The sequence below is a fragment of the Pulveribacter sp. genome (assembly GCF_032079985.1).
GTDB lineage: Bacteria > Pseudomonadota > Gammaproteobacteria > Burkholderiales > Burkholderiaceae_C > Melaminivora.
Genome location: NZ_DAMATK010000004.1, coordinates 88307 through 102868, shown reverse-complemented (window position 1 = coordinate 102868; position 14562 = coordinate 88307). Strand labels below are relative to the sequence as shown.

The 14562-nt window shown below is 68.3% G+C and carries 12 protein-coding genes and 1 riboswitch; of the genes, 5 read left to right on the top strand and 7 right to left on the bottom strand.

Annotated elements, in window-relative coordinates:
• Positions 1-17 precede the first annotated feature (17 nt).
• The 3 genes from RT282_RS13025 to RT282_RS13015 all read left to right on the top strand — a co-directional run bounded on the left by RT282_RS13025 (position 18) and on the right by RT282_RS13015 (position 2310).
• Positions 18-575 (top strand): hypothetical protein, encoded by a 558-nt coding sequence (locus RT282_RS13025; RefSeq protein WP_313314784.1) that lies wholly within the window; start codon positions 18-20, stop codon positions 573-575.
• A 248-nt stretch (positions 576-823) separates the two neighbouring features.
• Positions 824-1948, top strand: a complete 1125-nt coding sequence (locus tag RT282_RS13020; protein WP_313314781.1) for a 3-deoxy-7-phosphoheptulonate synthase — start codon at positions 824-826, stop codon at positions 1946-1948.
• Between the two features lie 50 nt (positions 1949-1998).
• Positions 1999-2310, top strand: coding sequence for a hypothetical protein (locus RT282_RS13015; RefSeq protein ID WP_313080872.1), 312 nt, complete (start codon positions 1999-2001; stop codon positions 2308-2310).
• Between the two features lie 70 nt (positions 2311-2380).
• Here RT282_RS13015 and RT282_RS13010 read toward each other — a convergent pair whose 3' ends face one another.
• A complete protein-coding gene (locus tag RT282_RS13010) occupies positions 2381-4033 on the bottom strand; it encodes a methyl-accepting chemotaxis protein (protein WP_313314778.1) in 1653 nt (550 codons plus the stop codon).
• A gap of 177 nt (positions 4034-4210) precedes the next feature.
• Between RT282_RS13010 and RT282_RS13005 the strand changes: the two genes are divergently transcribed.
• Positions 4211-5890, top strand: a complete 1680-nt coding sequence (locus RT282_RS13005) for a methyl-accepting chemotaxis protein (RefSeq protein WP_313314776.1) — start codon at positions 4211-4213, stop codon at positions 5888-5890.
• 18 nt (positions 5891-5908) lie between these two features.
• Here RT282_RS13005 and thiC read toward each other — a convergent pair whose 3' ends face one another.
• The 3 genes from thiC to lpxC form a co-directional block, all read right to left on the bottom strand.
• On the bottom strand, positions 5909-7759 hold the full coding sequence (gene thiC, locus RT282_RS13000; protein ID WP_313314773.1) for a phosphomethylpyrimidine synthase ThiC: 1851 nt from the start codon (positions 7757-7759) through the stop codon (positions 5909-5911).
• A gap of 91 nt (positions 7760-7850) precedes the next feature.
• Positions 7851-7965: riboswitch (TPP riboswitch) on the bottom strand.
• A 19-nt stretch (positions 7966-7984) separates the two neighbouring features.
• A complete protein-coding gene (locus tag RT282_RS12995) occupies positions 7985-8161 on the bottom strand; it encodes a hypothetical protein (protein WP_312756295.1) in 177 nt (58 codons plus the stop codon).
• 12 nt (positions 8162-8173) lie between these two features.
• Positions 8174-9097 (bottom strand): UDP-3-O-acyl-N-acetylglucosamine deacetylase, encoded by a 924-nt coding sequence (gene lpxC, locus RT282_RS12990; RefSeq protein WP_313314769.1) that lies wholly within the window; start codon positions 9095-9097, stop codon positions 8174-8176.
• 142 nt (positions 9098-9239) lie between these two features.
• On the opposite strand from lpxC, the gene RT282_RS12985 reads away from it, so the two are divergent.
• Entirely contained in the window at positions 9240-10994 is a 1755-nt protein-coding gene (locus tag RT282_RS12985) for a methyl-accepting chemotaxis protein (RefSeq protein ID WP_313314766.1), read from the top strand.
• A 77-nt stretch (positions 10995-11071) separates the two neighbouring features.
• Here RT282_RS12985 and ftsZ read toward each other — a convergent pair whose 3' ends face one another.
• The 3 genes from ftsZ to RT282_RS12970 all read right to left on the bottom strand — a co-directional run bounded on the left by ftsZ (position 11072) and on the right by RT282_RS12970 (position 14552).
• Complete coding sequence (ftsZ, locus tag RT282_RS12980; protein ID WP_312307356.1) at positions 11072-12295, bottom strand: cell division protein FtsZ; 1224 nt, start codon at positions 12293-12295, stop codon at positions 11072-11074.
• Between the two features lie 150 nt (positions 12296-12445).
• Entirely contained in the window at positions 12446-13675 is a 1230-nt protein-coding gene (gene ftsA, locus RT282_RS12975; RefSeq protein ID WP_312307355.1) for a cell division protein FtsA, read from the bottom strand.
• A gap of 22 nt (positions 13676-13697) precedes the next feature.
• Entirely contained in the window at positions 13698-14552 is an 855-nt protein-coding gene (locus tag RT282_RS12970; protein WP_313314761.1) for a cell division protein FtsQ/DivIB, read from the bottom strand.
• Positions 14553-14562: the final 10 nt, after the last annotated feature.

Sequence of the window (14562 nt, the reverse complement as noted above, 5' to 3'; positions counted from 1 at the left end):
GGTGGAGCGCGACACGCATGCCGCAGACCTCCACCGCCTTCGTCCAGCTGCGCCAGGGCTCGCTGCACAGCTTTGCGGCCCTCAGCCAGTTCCTGAGTGAAGGCGCGGCGCATGAGGATACGCGGCCGCTGCGCGAGCACCTGTCCACGCTGTCGGGGCACATCGAACAGGCCACGCAGGCACGGCGCGCGCACCAGGACGCGGACGCCATCGAGCGCCAGCTGGCCCTGCTGGCGCGCTGCGTCCAGGAACACCAGCGGCTGCTGACGGGCATGGACTCGGCCTGGCACGCGCTGTACGAGTTCGGCGCCTACCAGCGCGCCCTGCGCGAACTGCGCGATGCGCTGGCGCGTTGGAGGCAGGCGCTGGCCGCGCGCGATGCCGCCGCCGAGACCGAGCGCTTTGGCCAGTTCGAGCGCCTGGCCTGGCGCACCCTGGGCGAGGCGCTGCTGGTGATGGACATCTACGAGCACCAGGGCGGCAGCCCGCTGCAGGCCCTGTCCACTCCGCCGCGGCCTTCCCGCACGCCCCTGCTGGCACGCCTGCGCAGCTGGCTGGCGGCCCGCGGCCTGTAGCGCCTGGGCAACGCCGCCCTATGCTGCGGCGCCGCAAACCTGCTACATTGGTCCGCATGCACAGCCGTAGCGCGTCCTACTTTTACTTTTGGTTCTCTATCCTAGGCGGATGAGAGAGGCACGCGCGCACCCCGACTGACAACCGAACCCCTCCCAAGAAACCGCCGAAGCTCCAGCAGCCCGGCGGTTTTTTTTGGCCTTTTTCTTCTTTTTCAACCGATCCCACCCATACCCGAGAGGAAGCAGCCATGAACGCCCGAGTCCCCACCAGCGATGCCTGGTACCCGAACGTCGAGAAAACCAGCCAGACCGACGATCAACGTATCCAGGACATCACCGTGCTTCCGCCTCCAGACCACCTGATCCGCTTCTTCCCCATCCAGGGCTCGCAAGTGGAATCGCTCATCGCCCGCACGCGCCAGAACATCCACCGCATCATGAATGGCGAGGACGACCGCCTGCTGGTGGTGATCGGCCCCTGCTCCATCCACAACCCGGCGGCGGCGCTGGAGTACGCGCGCCAGCTGCAGGCTGTGCGCGAGCAACACGCGGGCGAGCTGGAGATCGTCATGCGCGTGTACTTCGAAAAGCCCCGCACCACGGTGGGCTGGAAGGGTCTGATCAACGACCCCTACCTGGACGGCAGCTACCGCATCGACGAGGGCCTGCGCATCGCCCGCCAGCTGCTCATCGACATCAACCGCCTGGGGGTGCCGGCGGGCAGCGAATTCCTGGACGTGATCAGCCCGCAGTACATCGGCGACCTGATCAGCTGGGGCGCCATCGGCGCGCGCACCACCGAGAGCCAGGTGCACCGCGAGCTGGCTTCGGGCATCTCTGCGCCCATCGGCTTCAAGAACGGCACCGACGGCAACATCCGCATCGCCACCGATGCCATCCAGTCGGCCGGGCGCGGGCACCACTTCCTGTCGGTGCACAAGAACGGCCAGGTTGCCATCGTGCACACCAAGGGCAACCAGGACTGCCACGTCATCCTGCGCGGGGGCAAGGCACCCAACTACGACGCCGCCAGCGTACAGGCCGCCTGCCAGGACTTGGAGAAGGCCGGCCTGCCCGCCTCGCTGATGGTGGACTGCAGCCACGCCAACAGCGCCAAGCAGCACGAGCGCCAGCGCGACGTGGCGCGCGACATCGCCGCTCAGATCGGCGGCGGATCGCGCAGCGTCTTCGGCGTGATGATCGAGAGCCACCTGGTGGCCGGCGCGCAGAAGTTCACCCCGGGCACGGACGACCCGCAGGCGCTGGAGTACGGCAAGAGCATCACCGATGCCTGCCTGGGCTGGGACGACTCGGTCGCCACGCTGGCCGAGCTGGCCGCCGCCGTGAAGGCCCGCCGCGCCGCCGCGGTGTAAGCTCGGCCAGGCCCTTCATCCAACCCTTTTTCAAGGCAAAGGCAGTCACCATGCAAAGCGAAGTGTTCGTCACCCTCACCCCCGGCGATGAGATGCGCCTGGACCTGCAAGGCAGCCAGCCCATGGAGCATGAGCAGGCCCGCCGCTGGCTGGACGACGAATTCACCCGGCTGGAGTGCGAGCCCCTGCGCCCCAGCGGCAAGGTGCTGCTGGCCGACAAGGTGCTCACCGTGGCGCAGGCCGCCGGCGCGCGGCACTTCGCCGATCCGCAGTGGGCCACGCAGTTCGGGCAGGCCACGGTCGCCGCGCTGTCGCGCCCGATGGTGCGTGTGGACGTGCCTGCCATGGCGGTGAGCTTCTGACGCGCTGAAGCGCCCCGCCCCATCAAAAACGCCCGGCACTGCCGGGCGTTTTGCTGTGTGGAGCTGCCACTCAGCCAGCCAGGGCGGGCACTGCCGGCATCAGCGACACGGCCTGGCGCGGCGAATGGCCGGGTGTGGACACCGCACTGCGTACTTCGCCGTGTCCCTCCTGCACACGGAAACGGCTGACGGCCTGGGCCAGCTGGCGGGCCTGCTCGTTCAGCGCCTCCGAGGCGGCCGTGGACTGCTCCACCAGCGCCGCGTTCTGCTGCGTCATCTGGTCCAGTTGGCTCACCGACTGGTTGATCTGTCCCAGGTTGTCGCTCTGCTGGGCCGTGCTCTCGGTAATCTCGGTCACGATACCGGAGACGCGGCGCACGCTGCCCACGATCTGTGTCATGGTCTCGCCGGCCTCGCCCACCAGCCGTGCGCCACCGGCCACGCGCTCAACCGAGGCCTGGATCAGCGTCTTGATCTCGCGCGCGGCCTCGGCGCTGCGCTGCGCCAGGCTACGCACCTCGCCGGCCACCACGGCAAAGCCGCGGCCTTGTTCACCGGCGCGAGCGGCCTCCACGGCGGCGTTGAGCGCCAGGATGTTGGTCTGGAAGGCGATGGAGTCGATCACGCCGGTGATGTCGCCGATGCGCCGCGAGCTCTCCGAAATCTCGCCCATGGTGTGTACCACCTGCGCCACCACGGCGCCGCCGCGCTCGGCCACGCTGGCCGCTTCGGCGGCCAGCCGGCTGGCGCTGCGCGAGGACTCGGCGCTGTGCTGCACCGTGCCGGTGAGCATCTCCATGGAAGAAGCCGTCTCCTGCAGACTGGCGGCAGCCTGCTCAGTGCGCTGGCTCAGGTCCTGGTTGCCGGTGGCGATCTCGGCGCTGGCGGTGGTGATGTTGCCCGCCGCCTGCTGCACCTGCCCCACCAGCGTGCGCAGCGACTGCTGCATGCGCGCCATGGCGTCGATCAGGCTGCCGATCTCGTCGCGCTGGCCCGCGGGCACGGCTTGCGACAGATCGCCGGCGGCGATGCGCTCGGCCAGGCCGCTGGCCTGGTGCAAGGCGCGGGCGATGGAGCGCACCGTGACCAGCGTCAGCGGCACCAGAACCGCCAGGGCCAGCACCACGGCAGCGGCGATCAGCAGCGACATGGTGGCCGTGCGCGCGTCCAGTTGCGCGCGCGCCTCGTCCATGCGCTCGCGCGCCTGCGTGCCCAGGGTGGCCAGCACGCTGTCGGTGGATTCCATATGCGCCTTGAGCCGGTCGGCATAGGCTCCTGCGCCGGCGCCGTCGAGCTGGGCGCGCTCGATCTGCTCAAAGATGGGCGTGATGCCGTCGGCATAGGCCTTGATCTCCGCCAGCGCCTGGTCGATGGCGGCGGCAAAAGGCCCGTCGCCCACATGCGAGCGGCGGACGGTGGCCAGGCCTTCACGCAGCGCGCCCAGCTGCACCGTCCAGGTCTCGCGCAGCGCGCTGACCTCCACGGAGTTGTTGAAGTTGATAACGATGTCCTTCTCCACACGGCGCAGCTGTCCCAGACCGGTGCGCAACTCGCTCATGGAGGTAAGGGTCTGAACCTGCCGGGCGAACAGCTCGTGCATGGTCGATCGGGCTCTGTCCAGCCCCACGTAGCCCATGGCGCCAACAACGGCCAGGAGCAGCAGTGAAAAAACGGTCGCGAAATAAAGCCGCGCGCGGATGGAAAGTCGCCCCGTGATCGTCATGGAATTCCTCTGCCGAGCCTGGTCTACGGCCTGGGTATCGCCGCTTCGTCTGCCGGTGGCGCCACTTTATGTGGCAAAAAAAACGTTCGATAGAGGGTATTCACGATCAAGTTTCCTCACGAACATGTGCAAGCAAGTGTTTTCGGAAATGGAAATTGAAAACAAATTGACACACTTATGAGGAAAAGTGCATGCCAGACCATTACTTCCGGCATCGACGACATCCTTCCCATGTTTCCGCCTTTATCTCCCTCCAGCCGGCAGGCCATCGGCCCGCTGGGCCGGCGCCTGCTGGGCCTGTTTCTGGCCATGCTGGCTTTGAGTCTGACAGGCTCGGCCATCGGCTTCTGGTCGCTGCAGCACATTGGCCGCTCCACCGACGACATGGTCCAGCGCAGCGTGGCCAACGAGCGCCTGGTGGCGGATGCCTATCGCCTGCAGGCCCTCAACGCCGAACGCTACAAGGCTGTCGCCCTGAGCTCGGAACCCGAGGTGGGCGACATCCTGGGTGCCGACATCGACGCCACGCAGCGCCAATACGACGTGCTGATCGCCACCTTGGCGCAGCGCCTCTCAGGCACGCCGGACGAGGAGCTTCTGGCGCAGGTATACCGCCGCGCCACGGTCTTCCGCCAAGCCCGCGCGGAGCTGCTGCAGGCCCGGGACTTCGGGCTCACCTCGCGCATCCGGCAGGTCTACAGCGAACGCTTCATGCCTGCCTCCAAAGCACTCATGGAAGGCCTTGCCGCCCTGACGCAGTCCCAGCGCCAAGCCATTGATTCGTCGGCATTGGTAGTGGCCGACTGGAGCTCCCGTGCCCGCCTGTCGCTGCTGGCTTTCGGTGTCCTGTCGCTGGTGCTCGGCACGCTCCTGGCGCTGTGGCTGGTGGGCCGCATCACGAGGCCCATCGCCCTGGCCAGCGACACGGCCCACCGCGTCGCCGGCCTGGACCTGCGCCAGGACATCGTCGGGCACGACCGCGATGAGACGGGGCAGATGCTGAACTCGCTGTCGGCCATGCAGGGTGCGCTGCGGCGCCTGGTCTGGCAGGTGAGCACATCCGTGCATGGCCTGCACCATGCCTCGACCGACATTGCCAACGGCAACGCACGTCTTTCCCACCGCACAGAGGAAACGGCCGCCAGCCTGCAGGAGACAGCGGCCGCCCTCGAGCAAGTGACGCGCGCCGTGCAGCGATCGGTGGAAACAGCGCAGCTCACCGAGACGCAAGCGGCCCAGGCTGTCGCCGTGGCACGCAGCGGCAGCGACGTCGCGGCGCGCGTGGCGCAAACCATGCAGCAGATATCTCACACGGCGCACAAGATCGGCGACATCACCGGCGTTATCGACGGGCTGGCCTTTCAGACCAACATCCTGGCGCTCAACGCGGCGGTGGAAGCGGCCCGCGCAGGCCAGCAGGGCAGGGGTTTTGCCGTGGTGGCCAGCGAGGTGCGCAGCCTGGCCAACCGCTCTGCCGCGGCGGGCCGTGAGATCCGGGCGCTGATCGCTGCATCGGTCGAACAGATGGATACCGGCGCCACGCTAGCCGCAGACGCACGCCACACCATGGAGCACGTGGTCACGGCCATCCAGGGCGCCGCCCGCACCATGGCCGACATGCGCACCAGCCACCAGACGCAGCAACAGGACATCCTCTCCATCCACGCCGCGCTATCCCGGCTCGACCAGGCAACGCAGCAGAACACGGCGCTGGTCGAGGAATCGGCTGCAGCCACCGAAAGCTTGCGCGGCCAGGCCCACGACCTGGCCGCGCAGGTGAGCCAGTTCCGCCTGCCCGACGAGCCAGCCGGGAGGACGCTTCCCAGCAGCACAACCGCGCTGCTGCCGGCCCACTAGCCCACGCCACAGGCCCGCTCAGCCGACGGGAAGGATGGGAACGTACAGCTCCCCCCCCGAGCGGTTGAACTCCTCGGCCTTGGCCTGCAGCCCCTGGCGCGCGAATTCGCGCACCTCCTGCGTGATCTTCATCGAGCAAAACTTCGGCCCGCACATGGAGCAGAAGTGCGCCACCTTGGCGCTGTCCTTGGGCAGGGTTTCGTCGTGGTATTCCTGCGCGGTCTCGGGGTCCAGGCCCAGGTTGAACTGGTCCTGCCAGCGGAAGTCGAAGCGCGCCTGCGACAGGGCGTCATCGCGCGCACGGGCGCCCGGATGGCCCTTGGCCACGTCGGCCGCATGCGCAGCGATCTTGTAGGCAATGATTCCCTGCTTCACGTCGTCGCGGTCGGGCAGGCCCAGGTGCTCCTTCGGGGTCACGTAGCACAGCATGGCCGTGCCCATCCAGCCGATCATGGCCGCGCCGATGGCCGAGGCGATATGGTCGTAGCCCGGTGCGATGTCGATGGTCAGCGGCCCCAACGTGTAGAACGGCGCCTCGTGGCAGGTCTTGAGCTGCTCGGCCATATTGGCCTGGATCAGATGCATGGGCACGTGGCCGGGACCTTCGATCATGGTCTGCACGTCGTGCTTCCAGGCCGTTTGAGTCAGCTCGCCCAGCGTGTGCAGCTCGGCGAACTGGGCTTCATCGTTGGCGTCGGACGCACACCCCGGACGCAGGCCGTCGCCCAGCGAGAAGCTCACGTCATAGGACTTCATGATGTCGCAAATGTCCTCGAAGTGCTCGTACAGGAAGCTCTCCTTGTGGTGCGCCATGCACCACTTGGCCATGATGGAACCGCCGCGCGAGACGATGCCCGTGCGCCGCTGCGCCGTCAGGTGGATGAACGCCAAGCGCACCCCGGCGTGGATGGTGAAGTAGTCCACGCCCTGCTCCGCCTGCTCGATCAGCGTGTCGCGGAAGATTTCCCAGGTCAGGTCTTCGGCAATGCCGCCGACCTTTTCCAGCGCCTGGTAGATGGGCACGGTGCCGATGGGCACGGGGCTGTTGCGGATGATCCAGTCGCGCGTGGTGTGGATGTTCTTGCCCGTGGACAGGTCCATCACGTTGTCCGCACCCCAGCGGATGGCCCAGACCAGCTTCTCCACCTCCTCCTCGATGCTGGAGGTGACGGCCGAGTTGCCGATGTTGGCGTTGATCTTGACCTTGAAGTTGCGCCCGATCGCCATCGGCTCCACCTCCGGGTGGTTGATGTTGGCCGGAATGATGGCGCGGCCGCGCGCCACCTCATCGCGCACGCATTCGGGCGTGATGATGTTGGGGATGCTGGCGCCCAGGCCGTTGCCCCTCAGGCGCTGCTCGCGCGCGGCGTCCTGCAGGTAGGGCTGCATCCACTCGCGCCGGCCGTTCTCGCGCAGGGCCACGTATTCCATTTCGGGGGTGACGATGCCCTTCTTGGCGTAGTGCATCTGCGTGACGTTGGCGCCGCTGCTGGCGCGCAGCGGTCGGCGCTGCAGGGCCGCGGCCTCGGCGCGCAGCTGCGCCAGGCGCTCGCCCTCCTCAGCCTTCTGGCCGTCGTCCAGCGCCTTGCGCACGCGGCCTTCGTAGCCCTCGGTGTCGCCGCGCGCCGCAATCCATTCGCTGCGCACGCCGGCCAGGCCCCGGCGCACGTCGATTTGCACGGCCGGGTCGGTGTAGGGGCCCGAGGTGTCATAGACGCTGACCACTTCGCCATTGGTCAGCGTGATGTCGCGCACAGGCACGCGCAGGTCGGCGCGGCTGCCGGACAGATAGGCCTTGCGCGAGGCAGGGAAAGGCTCGCGGGCGCTGGACAGCAGCTGGGCGAAACGGTCGAGGTCGGGGGCGTTCATGACGGGCACTCCAGTTCATCAGGACGAATGAATGAAATGCTCCGCAATCGGCCATGAAGGCCTAGTACACCCCGCAGGGGGGACGCAGGCCGGCCATGGCTGCAGCTCTTCTTACGCTGGTACTAACCAGATCAAGTTCGCGGTTTTGGCGGTCGGTCCGCCATCTCAGCACGCCATTTGTCGTTCGTGCACCCCGGAGCAGACGCGAGTATAGGCAGGCGGCCTTCAGGCCAGGCGCTCAAGGGCCAGAACGGCGAAGAACACCAGCCCGGCGATGAGCGTCCACTTCACGATCACGACGCCAAAACGCTTGTAGCGTTGCTGCCCGGTGGCGGCGAAGAAGGCGAACGAGACGGCCGCCGCCAGGAACAGCAGCAGCACGAGCCAGCGAAACAGCAGCATGGCGCGCCCCGCTCACCAGGCCCGCACGGGCTGGGCAAAGCCGCGCGGCGCCTGGCGCTCGTGCTCGAAGGCCATCAACTCCCAGGCATCCTGCTGCGCCAACAGCTCGCGCAGCAGCTGGTTGTTCATGGCGTGGCCCGAGCGGTGCGCGCTGTAGGCCGCCAGCAGCGGGCGGCCCACCAGGTACAGGTCGCCCATGGCGTCCAGGATCTTGTGCCGGGCGAACTCGGCGTCGTAACGCAGGCCATCGGCGTTGAGCACCTTGTAGTCATCCATGACGATGGCGTTGTCCAGCCCTCCGCCCAAGGCCAGGCCGCTGGCACGCAGCATCTCCACGTCGCGGGTGAAGCCGAAGGTGCGGGCACGGGCAATGTCGCGCGCATAGTTGCCCTCGCCCAGATCGAACTCCACGCTCTGGCCGGTGGAGTCCACCGCCGGGTGGGCGAAATCGATCTCGAAGCGCAGCTTGAAGCCGTGGTACGGGTCGAGCCGGGCCCACTTCAGGTTGCTCCCCTCGCCCTCGCGCACCTCCACGGGTCGCGTCACGCGAATGAAGTGCTTGGGCGCGTTCTGCAATTCGATGCCGGCGCTTTGCAGCAAAAAGACGAAGGACGAGGAGGAGCCATCCAGGATGGGCACCTCCTCGGCGGTGATGTCCACATACAGGTTATCCAGCCCCAGGCCGGCGCAGGCCGACATCAGGTGCTCCACCGTGTGCACCTTGGCCCCGCCCACGCCGATGGTGGAGGCCATGCGCGTATCCACCACGGAATCGGCGCGAATGGGAATGTCCACCGGCTCGGGCAGATCCACGCGGCGAAACACGATGCCCGTATCGGGCGCGGCGGGGCGCAGCGTCAGCTCCACCCGTTGGCCGCTGTGCAGCCCCACGCCCACGGCGCGCGTGAGGGTCTTGATGGTGCGTTGCTGAAGCATCGGTCGATTTTAGGCGGCCGGTGGCCCGCTGCACGGCCAACGCCCGGCTATGGCGCCGATAGGGCGTGGGTACGGGCAAAAGGCACAATACGACTCTTGTGTAAGCAAACGTAGGCAATAAGTGCCTCTCCTTTTTTCCGTCATGAACAAACTCAGCTTCAAGGCCAAGATCGTCCTCATGCTGGCCACCGCGCTGCTGGCGCTGCTGGCCATGGCCACCATGGCGCTGCTGCAGGCGCGCCAACTCATCATCCAGGCGCGGCAGGACACCCTGGCCACAGCCGTGCAATCCGCGCACAGCATCGTGATGGCCTACAAGGCCCGGGCCGACAGCGGCGCCGTGCCCAAGGAGGAAGCGCAGAACGCTGCCCGGGAGGCGCTGCGCCTGTCGCGCTACGGCGGGCCGGACGGCCGCACCGAGTACTTCTATATCTGGACGCTGGACAGCCATGGCGTGATGCACCCCATCAAGCCGGAATGGGAAGGCCAGAATATGGACGGGAAGCTCAAGGACGGCACGGGCATGGACCTGCTGCGTCAGATCACCAGTGCCCTGGCCGCCAGCACCGATGGTAAGGCCTTCGTCGCCGCCATGTTCCCGCGGCCGGGCCAGCAGGAGCTGTCCCCGAAGCTGCAGTACGCCATGCGCGTGGACGGCTGGAACTGGTTCGTCGGCTCGGGCCTGTACACCGACGATGTGGACGCGGCCGTGCGCCAGGCGCTGCTCAAGGATATGGCGCTCGTGGCCCTGGTCATGCTGCTGGTGAGCGCTGTGGGCTGGGCGGTATTGCGCTCGGTGCTGCGCCAGATCGGCGGCGACCCGGCGCAGGCCATGGCCGTCATGGCCGAGGTAGCCCATGGCCGCCTGGACGCGCCCGTGCCTGCCAGCACACCCGGCTCGCTGCTGGACGGCCTGGCACACATGGTGGCCTCGCTGCGCCGGCTGGTGGCCGAGGTGCGCTCGGCCTCGGACAGCATCGCCACCGCCGCCGCCGAGATCGCCCAGGGCAACAACGACCTGGCCCACCGCACCGAGGACACGGCCAGCAACCTGCAGGCCACGGCCAGCAGCATGGAGGAGCTGACCGGCACCGTGCGCCAGACCTCGGACTCTGCCCAGACCGCCAACCAGCTGGCCAGCTCGGCCGCGCAGGTCGCCGGGCGCGGCGGCCAGGTGGTAGCGCAGGTGGTGGACACCATGCAGCAGATCAACGCCGGCAGCCGCAAGATCAGCGACATCACCAGCGTGATCGACTCCATCGCCTTTCAGACCAACATCCTGGCGCTGAACGCCGCCGTGGAGGCGGCCCGCGCCGGCGAACAGGGCCGCGGCTTTGCCGTGGTGGCCGGCGAGGTGCGCCAACTGGCCCAGCGCAGCGCCGAGGCCGCCAAGGAGATCAAGACGCTGATCAGCGCCTCGGTGGACAAGGTGGAGACGGGCACGCAGCTGGTGGGCAGCGCCGGCAGCACCATGGACGAGATCGTGGCCAGTGTGCAGCGCGTGAGCGACATCATTGGTGAGATCGGTGCAGCCACCTCCGAGCAAAGCCAGGGCATTGCCCAGGTCAGCACGGCCATGAGCGAACTCGACCAGATGACGCAGCAGAACTCCGCGCTCGTCGAGCAGTCCACCGCCGCAGCCGAGAGCCTGCGCGAGCAGGCGCTGCGGCTGACCCAGGTGGTGGCGCTGTTCCGCCTGGAAGCGGATGCCGCGCCCGTTGCTGCCCACCGCCCCGCGGCCGTGCCGACGCCGCGCCCGGCCGCCGTTCAGCCTCTGGCGACCCGGCAGGCGGCCCCCCCTGCCAGGGCAGCGGCACCGCGCCCGGCCATTGCGGTGCCCACCACCGCGCCAGCCAAGGTGCCGGCAGGCACCCAGGACGACTGGGAATCTTTCTAAAAAAGCAAACAGGCATGAAAAAAAACCGCTGGCACAAACCAGCGGGTTTTTTTGTTTGAGTGGCCTGTGCCCGGCGATCAGTCCGCCTGCTTGCGCAGGAAGGCCGGGATTTCCAGCTCGTCCATGCCGCCCGAGGACAGCGCATCCACGCGTGCCGTGGCCTGGGTGCGATTGGTGCGCCAGACGCTGGGCACGGCCATGTTGCCGTAGTCCGTGCCGCTGGCACCACCGACCACGCCGCCGGCCACGGCCGCACCAGCAACCGGCATGTGGTAGGCCACGTTGTCGGTGCCGGTGCGCAGGCTGCCCTGCACCACCTGCATGGGCTGGCGGCGCGCGCCGGTGCGTGCCAGGCCGGTAGCCACCACGGTCACGCGGATGGCGTCCTCCAGCGTCTCGTCGTAGGCGGCGCCGAAGATCACATGCGCGTCCGGCGAGGCGTAGGCGTTGATGGTGGTCATGGCCAAGCGCGACTCGGCCAGCTTCAGGCTGCCCTTGCTGGCCGTCACCAGCACCAGCACGCCCTTGGCGCCCGACAGGTCGATGCCCTCCAGCAGCGGGCAGGCAATGGCCTGCTCGGCGGCGATGCGGGCGCGGTCCGGGCCGGTGGCCACGGCCGTGCCCATCATGGCGCGGCCGGGCTCGCCCATCACCGTGCGCACGTCCTCGAAGTCCACGTTGACCTGGCCGTACTCATTGATGATCTCGGCGATGCCGCCCACGGCGTTCTTCAGCACGTCGTTGGCGTGGGCGAAGGCCTCTTCCTGGCCCACGTCGTCGCCCAGCACCTCCAGCAGCTTCTCGTTGAGCACCACGATGAGGGAGTCCACGTTGGCCTCCAGCTCGGCCAGGCCCTCTTCCGCGTTCTTCATCTTGCGGCTGCCTTCCCACTCGAAGGGCTTGGTGACCACGCCCACGGTGAGGATGCCCATCTCCTTGGCCACGCGGGCGATCACGGGCGCGGCGCCCGTGCCCGTGCCCCCGCCCATGCCGGCGGTGATGAACAGCATGTTGGCCCCCGCGATCGCCTGGCGCACTTCCTCCTCGGCCTGGCCGGCCGCCTCGCGGGCGCGCTCGGGCTTGTTGCCCGCCCCCAGGCCGTTGTGGCCCAGCTGGATGGTGCGGTGCGCCGAGCTGCGCAGCAGCTGCTGCGCGTCGGTGTTGGCGCTGATGAATTCCACGCCCTGCACACCGCGGGTAATCATGTGCTCGACGGCGTTGCCGCCGCCGCCGCCCACGCCGATCACCTTGATGTGCGTGCCCTGGTTGAACTCGTCGGTTTCGATCATTTCGATGCTCATGAAGGTGCTCCTGTCTTTGCGTTGTAGTCGGGGATGGCCGTAAGGGGTTGGGGGGTTCTGTGGAAGTGATGAAAAAGGACGGTCGTTGCAGGCGGTGGCCTGGCGTGCCGCCAGCGTGCCCGTTTGCGGTGCAGGTAAGGGTTCTTCATGTCAGAAGTTCCCCACGATGAAATCCTTGAAGCGGCCGAACGCCGTCTTCACCGAGCCACTCTTGGCCGCGACCTTGAAGCCGCGCAGGCGCGCCATGCGCGCCTCCTCCAGCAGACCCATGACGGTGGCTGCGCGCGGCTGGGCGATCATGTCGGACAGCGCGCTGGAATACTTGGGCAGGCCGCGGCGCACGGGCTTGAGGAAGATGTCCTCGCCCAGCTCGACCATGCCCGGCATGACGGCGCTGCCGCCGGTGAGCACGATGCCCGAGGACAGCACTTCCTCGTAGCCGGACTCGCGGATGACCTGCTGCACCAGCGAGAAGATCTCCTCCACGCGCGGCTCGATCACGCCGGCCAGCGCCTGCTTGCTCAGCATGCGCGGGCTGCGGTCGCCCAGGCCGGGCACCTCCACCTGCGCCTCGGGCTCGGCCAGCAATTGCTTGGCGTAGCCGCTCTCGACCTTGATGTCCTCCGCGTCCTTGGTGGGCGTGCGCAGGGCCATGGCGATGTCGCTGGTGATCAGGTCGCCGGCGATCGGGATCACCGCCGTGTGGCGAATTGCCCCGCCGGTGAAGATGGCCACGTCGGTGGTACCGGCGCCCACGTCCACCACGGCCACGCCCAGCTCGCGCTCGTCGGGGGTCAGCACGGCCTGGCTGGAGGCCAGCGGGTTGAGCAGCAGCTGCTCCACCTCCAGGCCGCAGCGGCGCACGCACTTGATGATGTTCTCGGCGGCGCTCTGCGCGCCGGTGACGATGTGGATCTTGGCCTCCAGGCGGATACCGCTCATGCCGATGGGCTCGCGCACGTCCTGCCCGTCGATCACGAACTCCTGCGGCTCCACCAGCAGCAGGCGCTGGTCGCTGGAGATGTTGATGGCCTTGGCCGTCTCCACCACGCGGGCCACGTCGGTGGGGGTGACCTCCTTGTCCTTGACGGCCACCATGCCGCTGGAGTTCAGGCCGCGGATGTGGCTGCCGGTGATGCCGGTGTAGACGCGCTGGATCTTGCAGTCGGCCATCAGCTCGGCCTCCTTCAAGGCCTGCTGAATGCTCTGCACGGTGGCCTCGATGTTCACCACCACGCCGCGCTTGAGGCCGTTGGACGGCGCCACGCCCAGGCCGGCCAGCTTCAGCTCGCCGCTGGGCAGCACCTCGGCCACCACCGCCATGACCTTGGCGGTGCCGATGTCCAGCCCCACAACCACGTCTTTGTATTCTTTTGCCATCGCTTGTACCCAGTCCTTGCCCTCAGTTGTTCTGTACCGCGCGGCGCGCCTGCGCCGGCCGTGCGGGCGCGCGTGCCGCGCGGGCGGCCTGCTGCGCCGCCTCGGCGCTCATCACCGTGGTGACCCCGCGCAGGCGCAGCGCGTAGCCGCTGGCGTGGCGCAGGTCGGCGTATTCCAGTGCCGCCACGGTGCGTCCGCCCTGCTCCTGCGCCACGCGCGGCAGCGTGGCCACCAGCCGGCGCACGCGCTCCAGCAGAGCGGCCTCGTCGCCGGCACCCAGCTCCAGCACGGCGCCGCTGTCCAGCAGCACGCGCCTGCCGCCGTGGGGCGTCAGCTCCAGCGTGTCGATGGGCGAGCCCAGCGGCGCCAGCGCCGGCGCCAGGCGCCGGGCCAGGTGCAGCAGCTCGGCCGAGCGCTCGGGCGCACCCACCAGGCGCGGCAGGTTGTCGGCCTCCAGGTCGTCGGCGGCGGCCTCGAAAACCTCGCCGTGGCTGTTGACCAGCATGCCGCTGCCCTCGGGGCCCCAGTGGGCGACCACGTCGTGTTCCTGCAGCTGCACCAGCAGCCCGCTGGGGAAGTCGCGCCGCACCTGGGCGCGGCGCACCCAGGGCACCTGCTCGAAGGCACGGCGCGCGGCGTCCAGGTCCAGCGTGAAGAAGTTGCCCACCAGCTGCGGCGCCACGTTGGCGCGCAGGCTCATGGCGCTGGTGTGCACCAGCTCGCCCTGCACGGCGATGCGCCCCACGGCGAAGGCCGGGTGGCGCAGCACCCAGCCGCCGCAGGCCCACAGCACGGCCACGGCCACGCCGGCGAACAGGACCGTGGCGGTCACGTTCATCAGGCGTACGTCCAGCGGTGCGGGCAGCGTGGCGCTCATGTCCTTTGCG

Excerpts from the sequence above, each read along its gene's own strand:
- RT282_RS13025 (WP_313314784.1), top strand. The coding sequence starts at position 18 with ATGCCGCAGACCTCCACCGCCTTCGTCCAGCTGCGCCAGGGCTCGCTG.
- RT282_RS13020 (WP_313314781.1), top strand. The coding sequence starts at position 824 with ATGAACGCCCGAGTCCCCACCAGCGATGCCTGGTACCCGAACGTCGAG.
- RT282_RS13015 (WP_313080872.1), top strand. The coding sequence starts at position 1,999 with ATGCAAAGCGAAGTGTTCGTCACCCTCACCCCCGGCGATGAGATGCGC.
- RT282_RS13010 (WP_313314778.1), bottom strand. The coding sequence starts at position 4,033 with ATGACGATCACGGGGCGACTTTCCATCCGCGCGCGGCTTTATTTCGCG.
- RT282_RS13005 (WP_313314776.1), top strand. The coding sequence starts at position 4,211 with ATGAGGAAAAGTGCATGCCAGACCATTACTTCCGGCATCGACGACATC.
- thiC (WP_313314773.1), bottom strand. The coding sequence starts at position 7,759 with ATGAACGCCCCCGACCTCGACCGTTTCGCCCAGCTGCTGTCCAGCGCC.
- RT282_RS12995 (WP_312756295.1), bottom strand. The coding sequence starts at position 8,161 with ATGCTGCTGTTTCGCTGGCTCGTGCTGCTGCTGTTCCTGGCGGCGGCC.
- lpxC (WP_313314769.1), bottom strand. The coding sequence starts at position 9,097 with ATGCTTCAGCAACGCACCATCAAGACCCTCACGCGCGCCGTGGGCGTG.
- RT282_RS12985 (WP_313314766.1), top strand. The coding sequence starts at position 9,240 with ATGAACAAACTCAGCTTCAAGGCCAAGATCGTCCTCATGCTGGCCACC.
- ftsZ (WP_312307356.1), bottom strand. The coding sequence starts at position 12,295 with ATGAGCATCGAAATGATCGAAACCGACGAGTTCAACCAGGGCACGCAC.
- ftsA (WP_312307355.1), bottom strand. The coding sequence starts at position 13,675 with ATGGCAAAAGAATACAAAGACGTGGTTGTGGGGCTGGACATCGGCACC.
- RT282_RS12970 (WP_313314761.1), bottom strand. The coding sequence starts at position 14,552 with ATGAGCGCCACGCTGCCCGCACCGCTGGACGTACGCCTGATGAACGTG.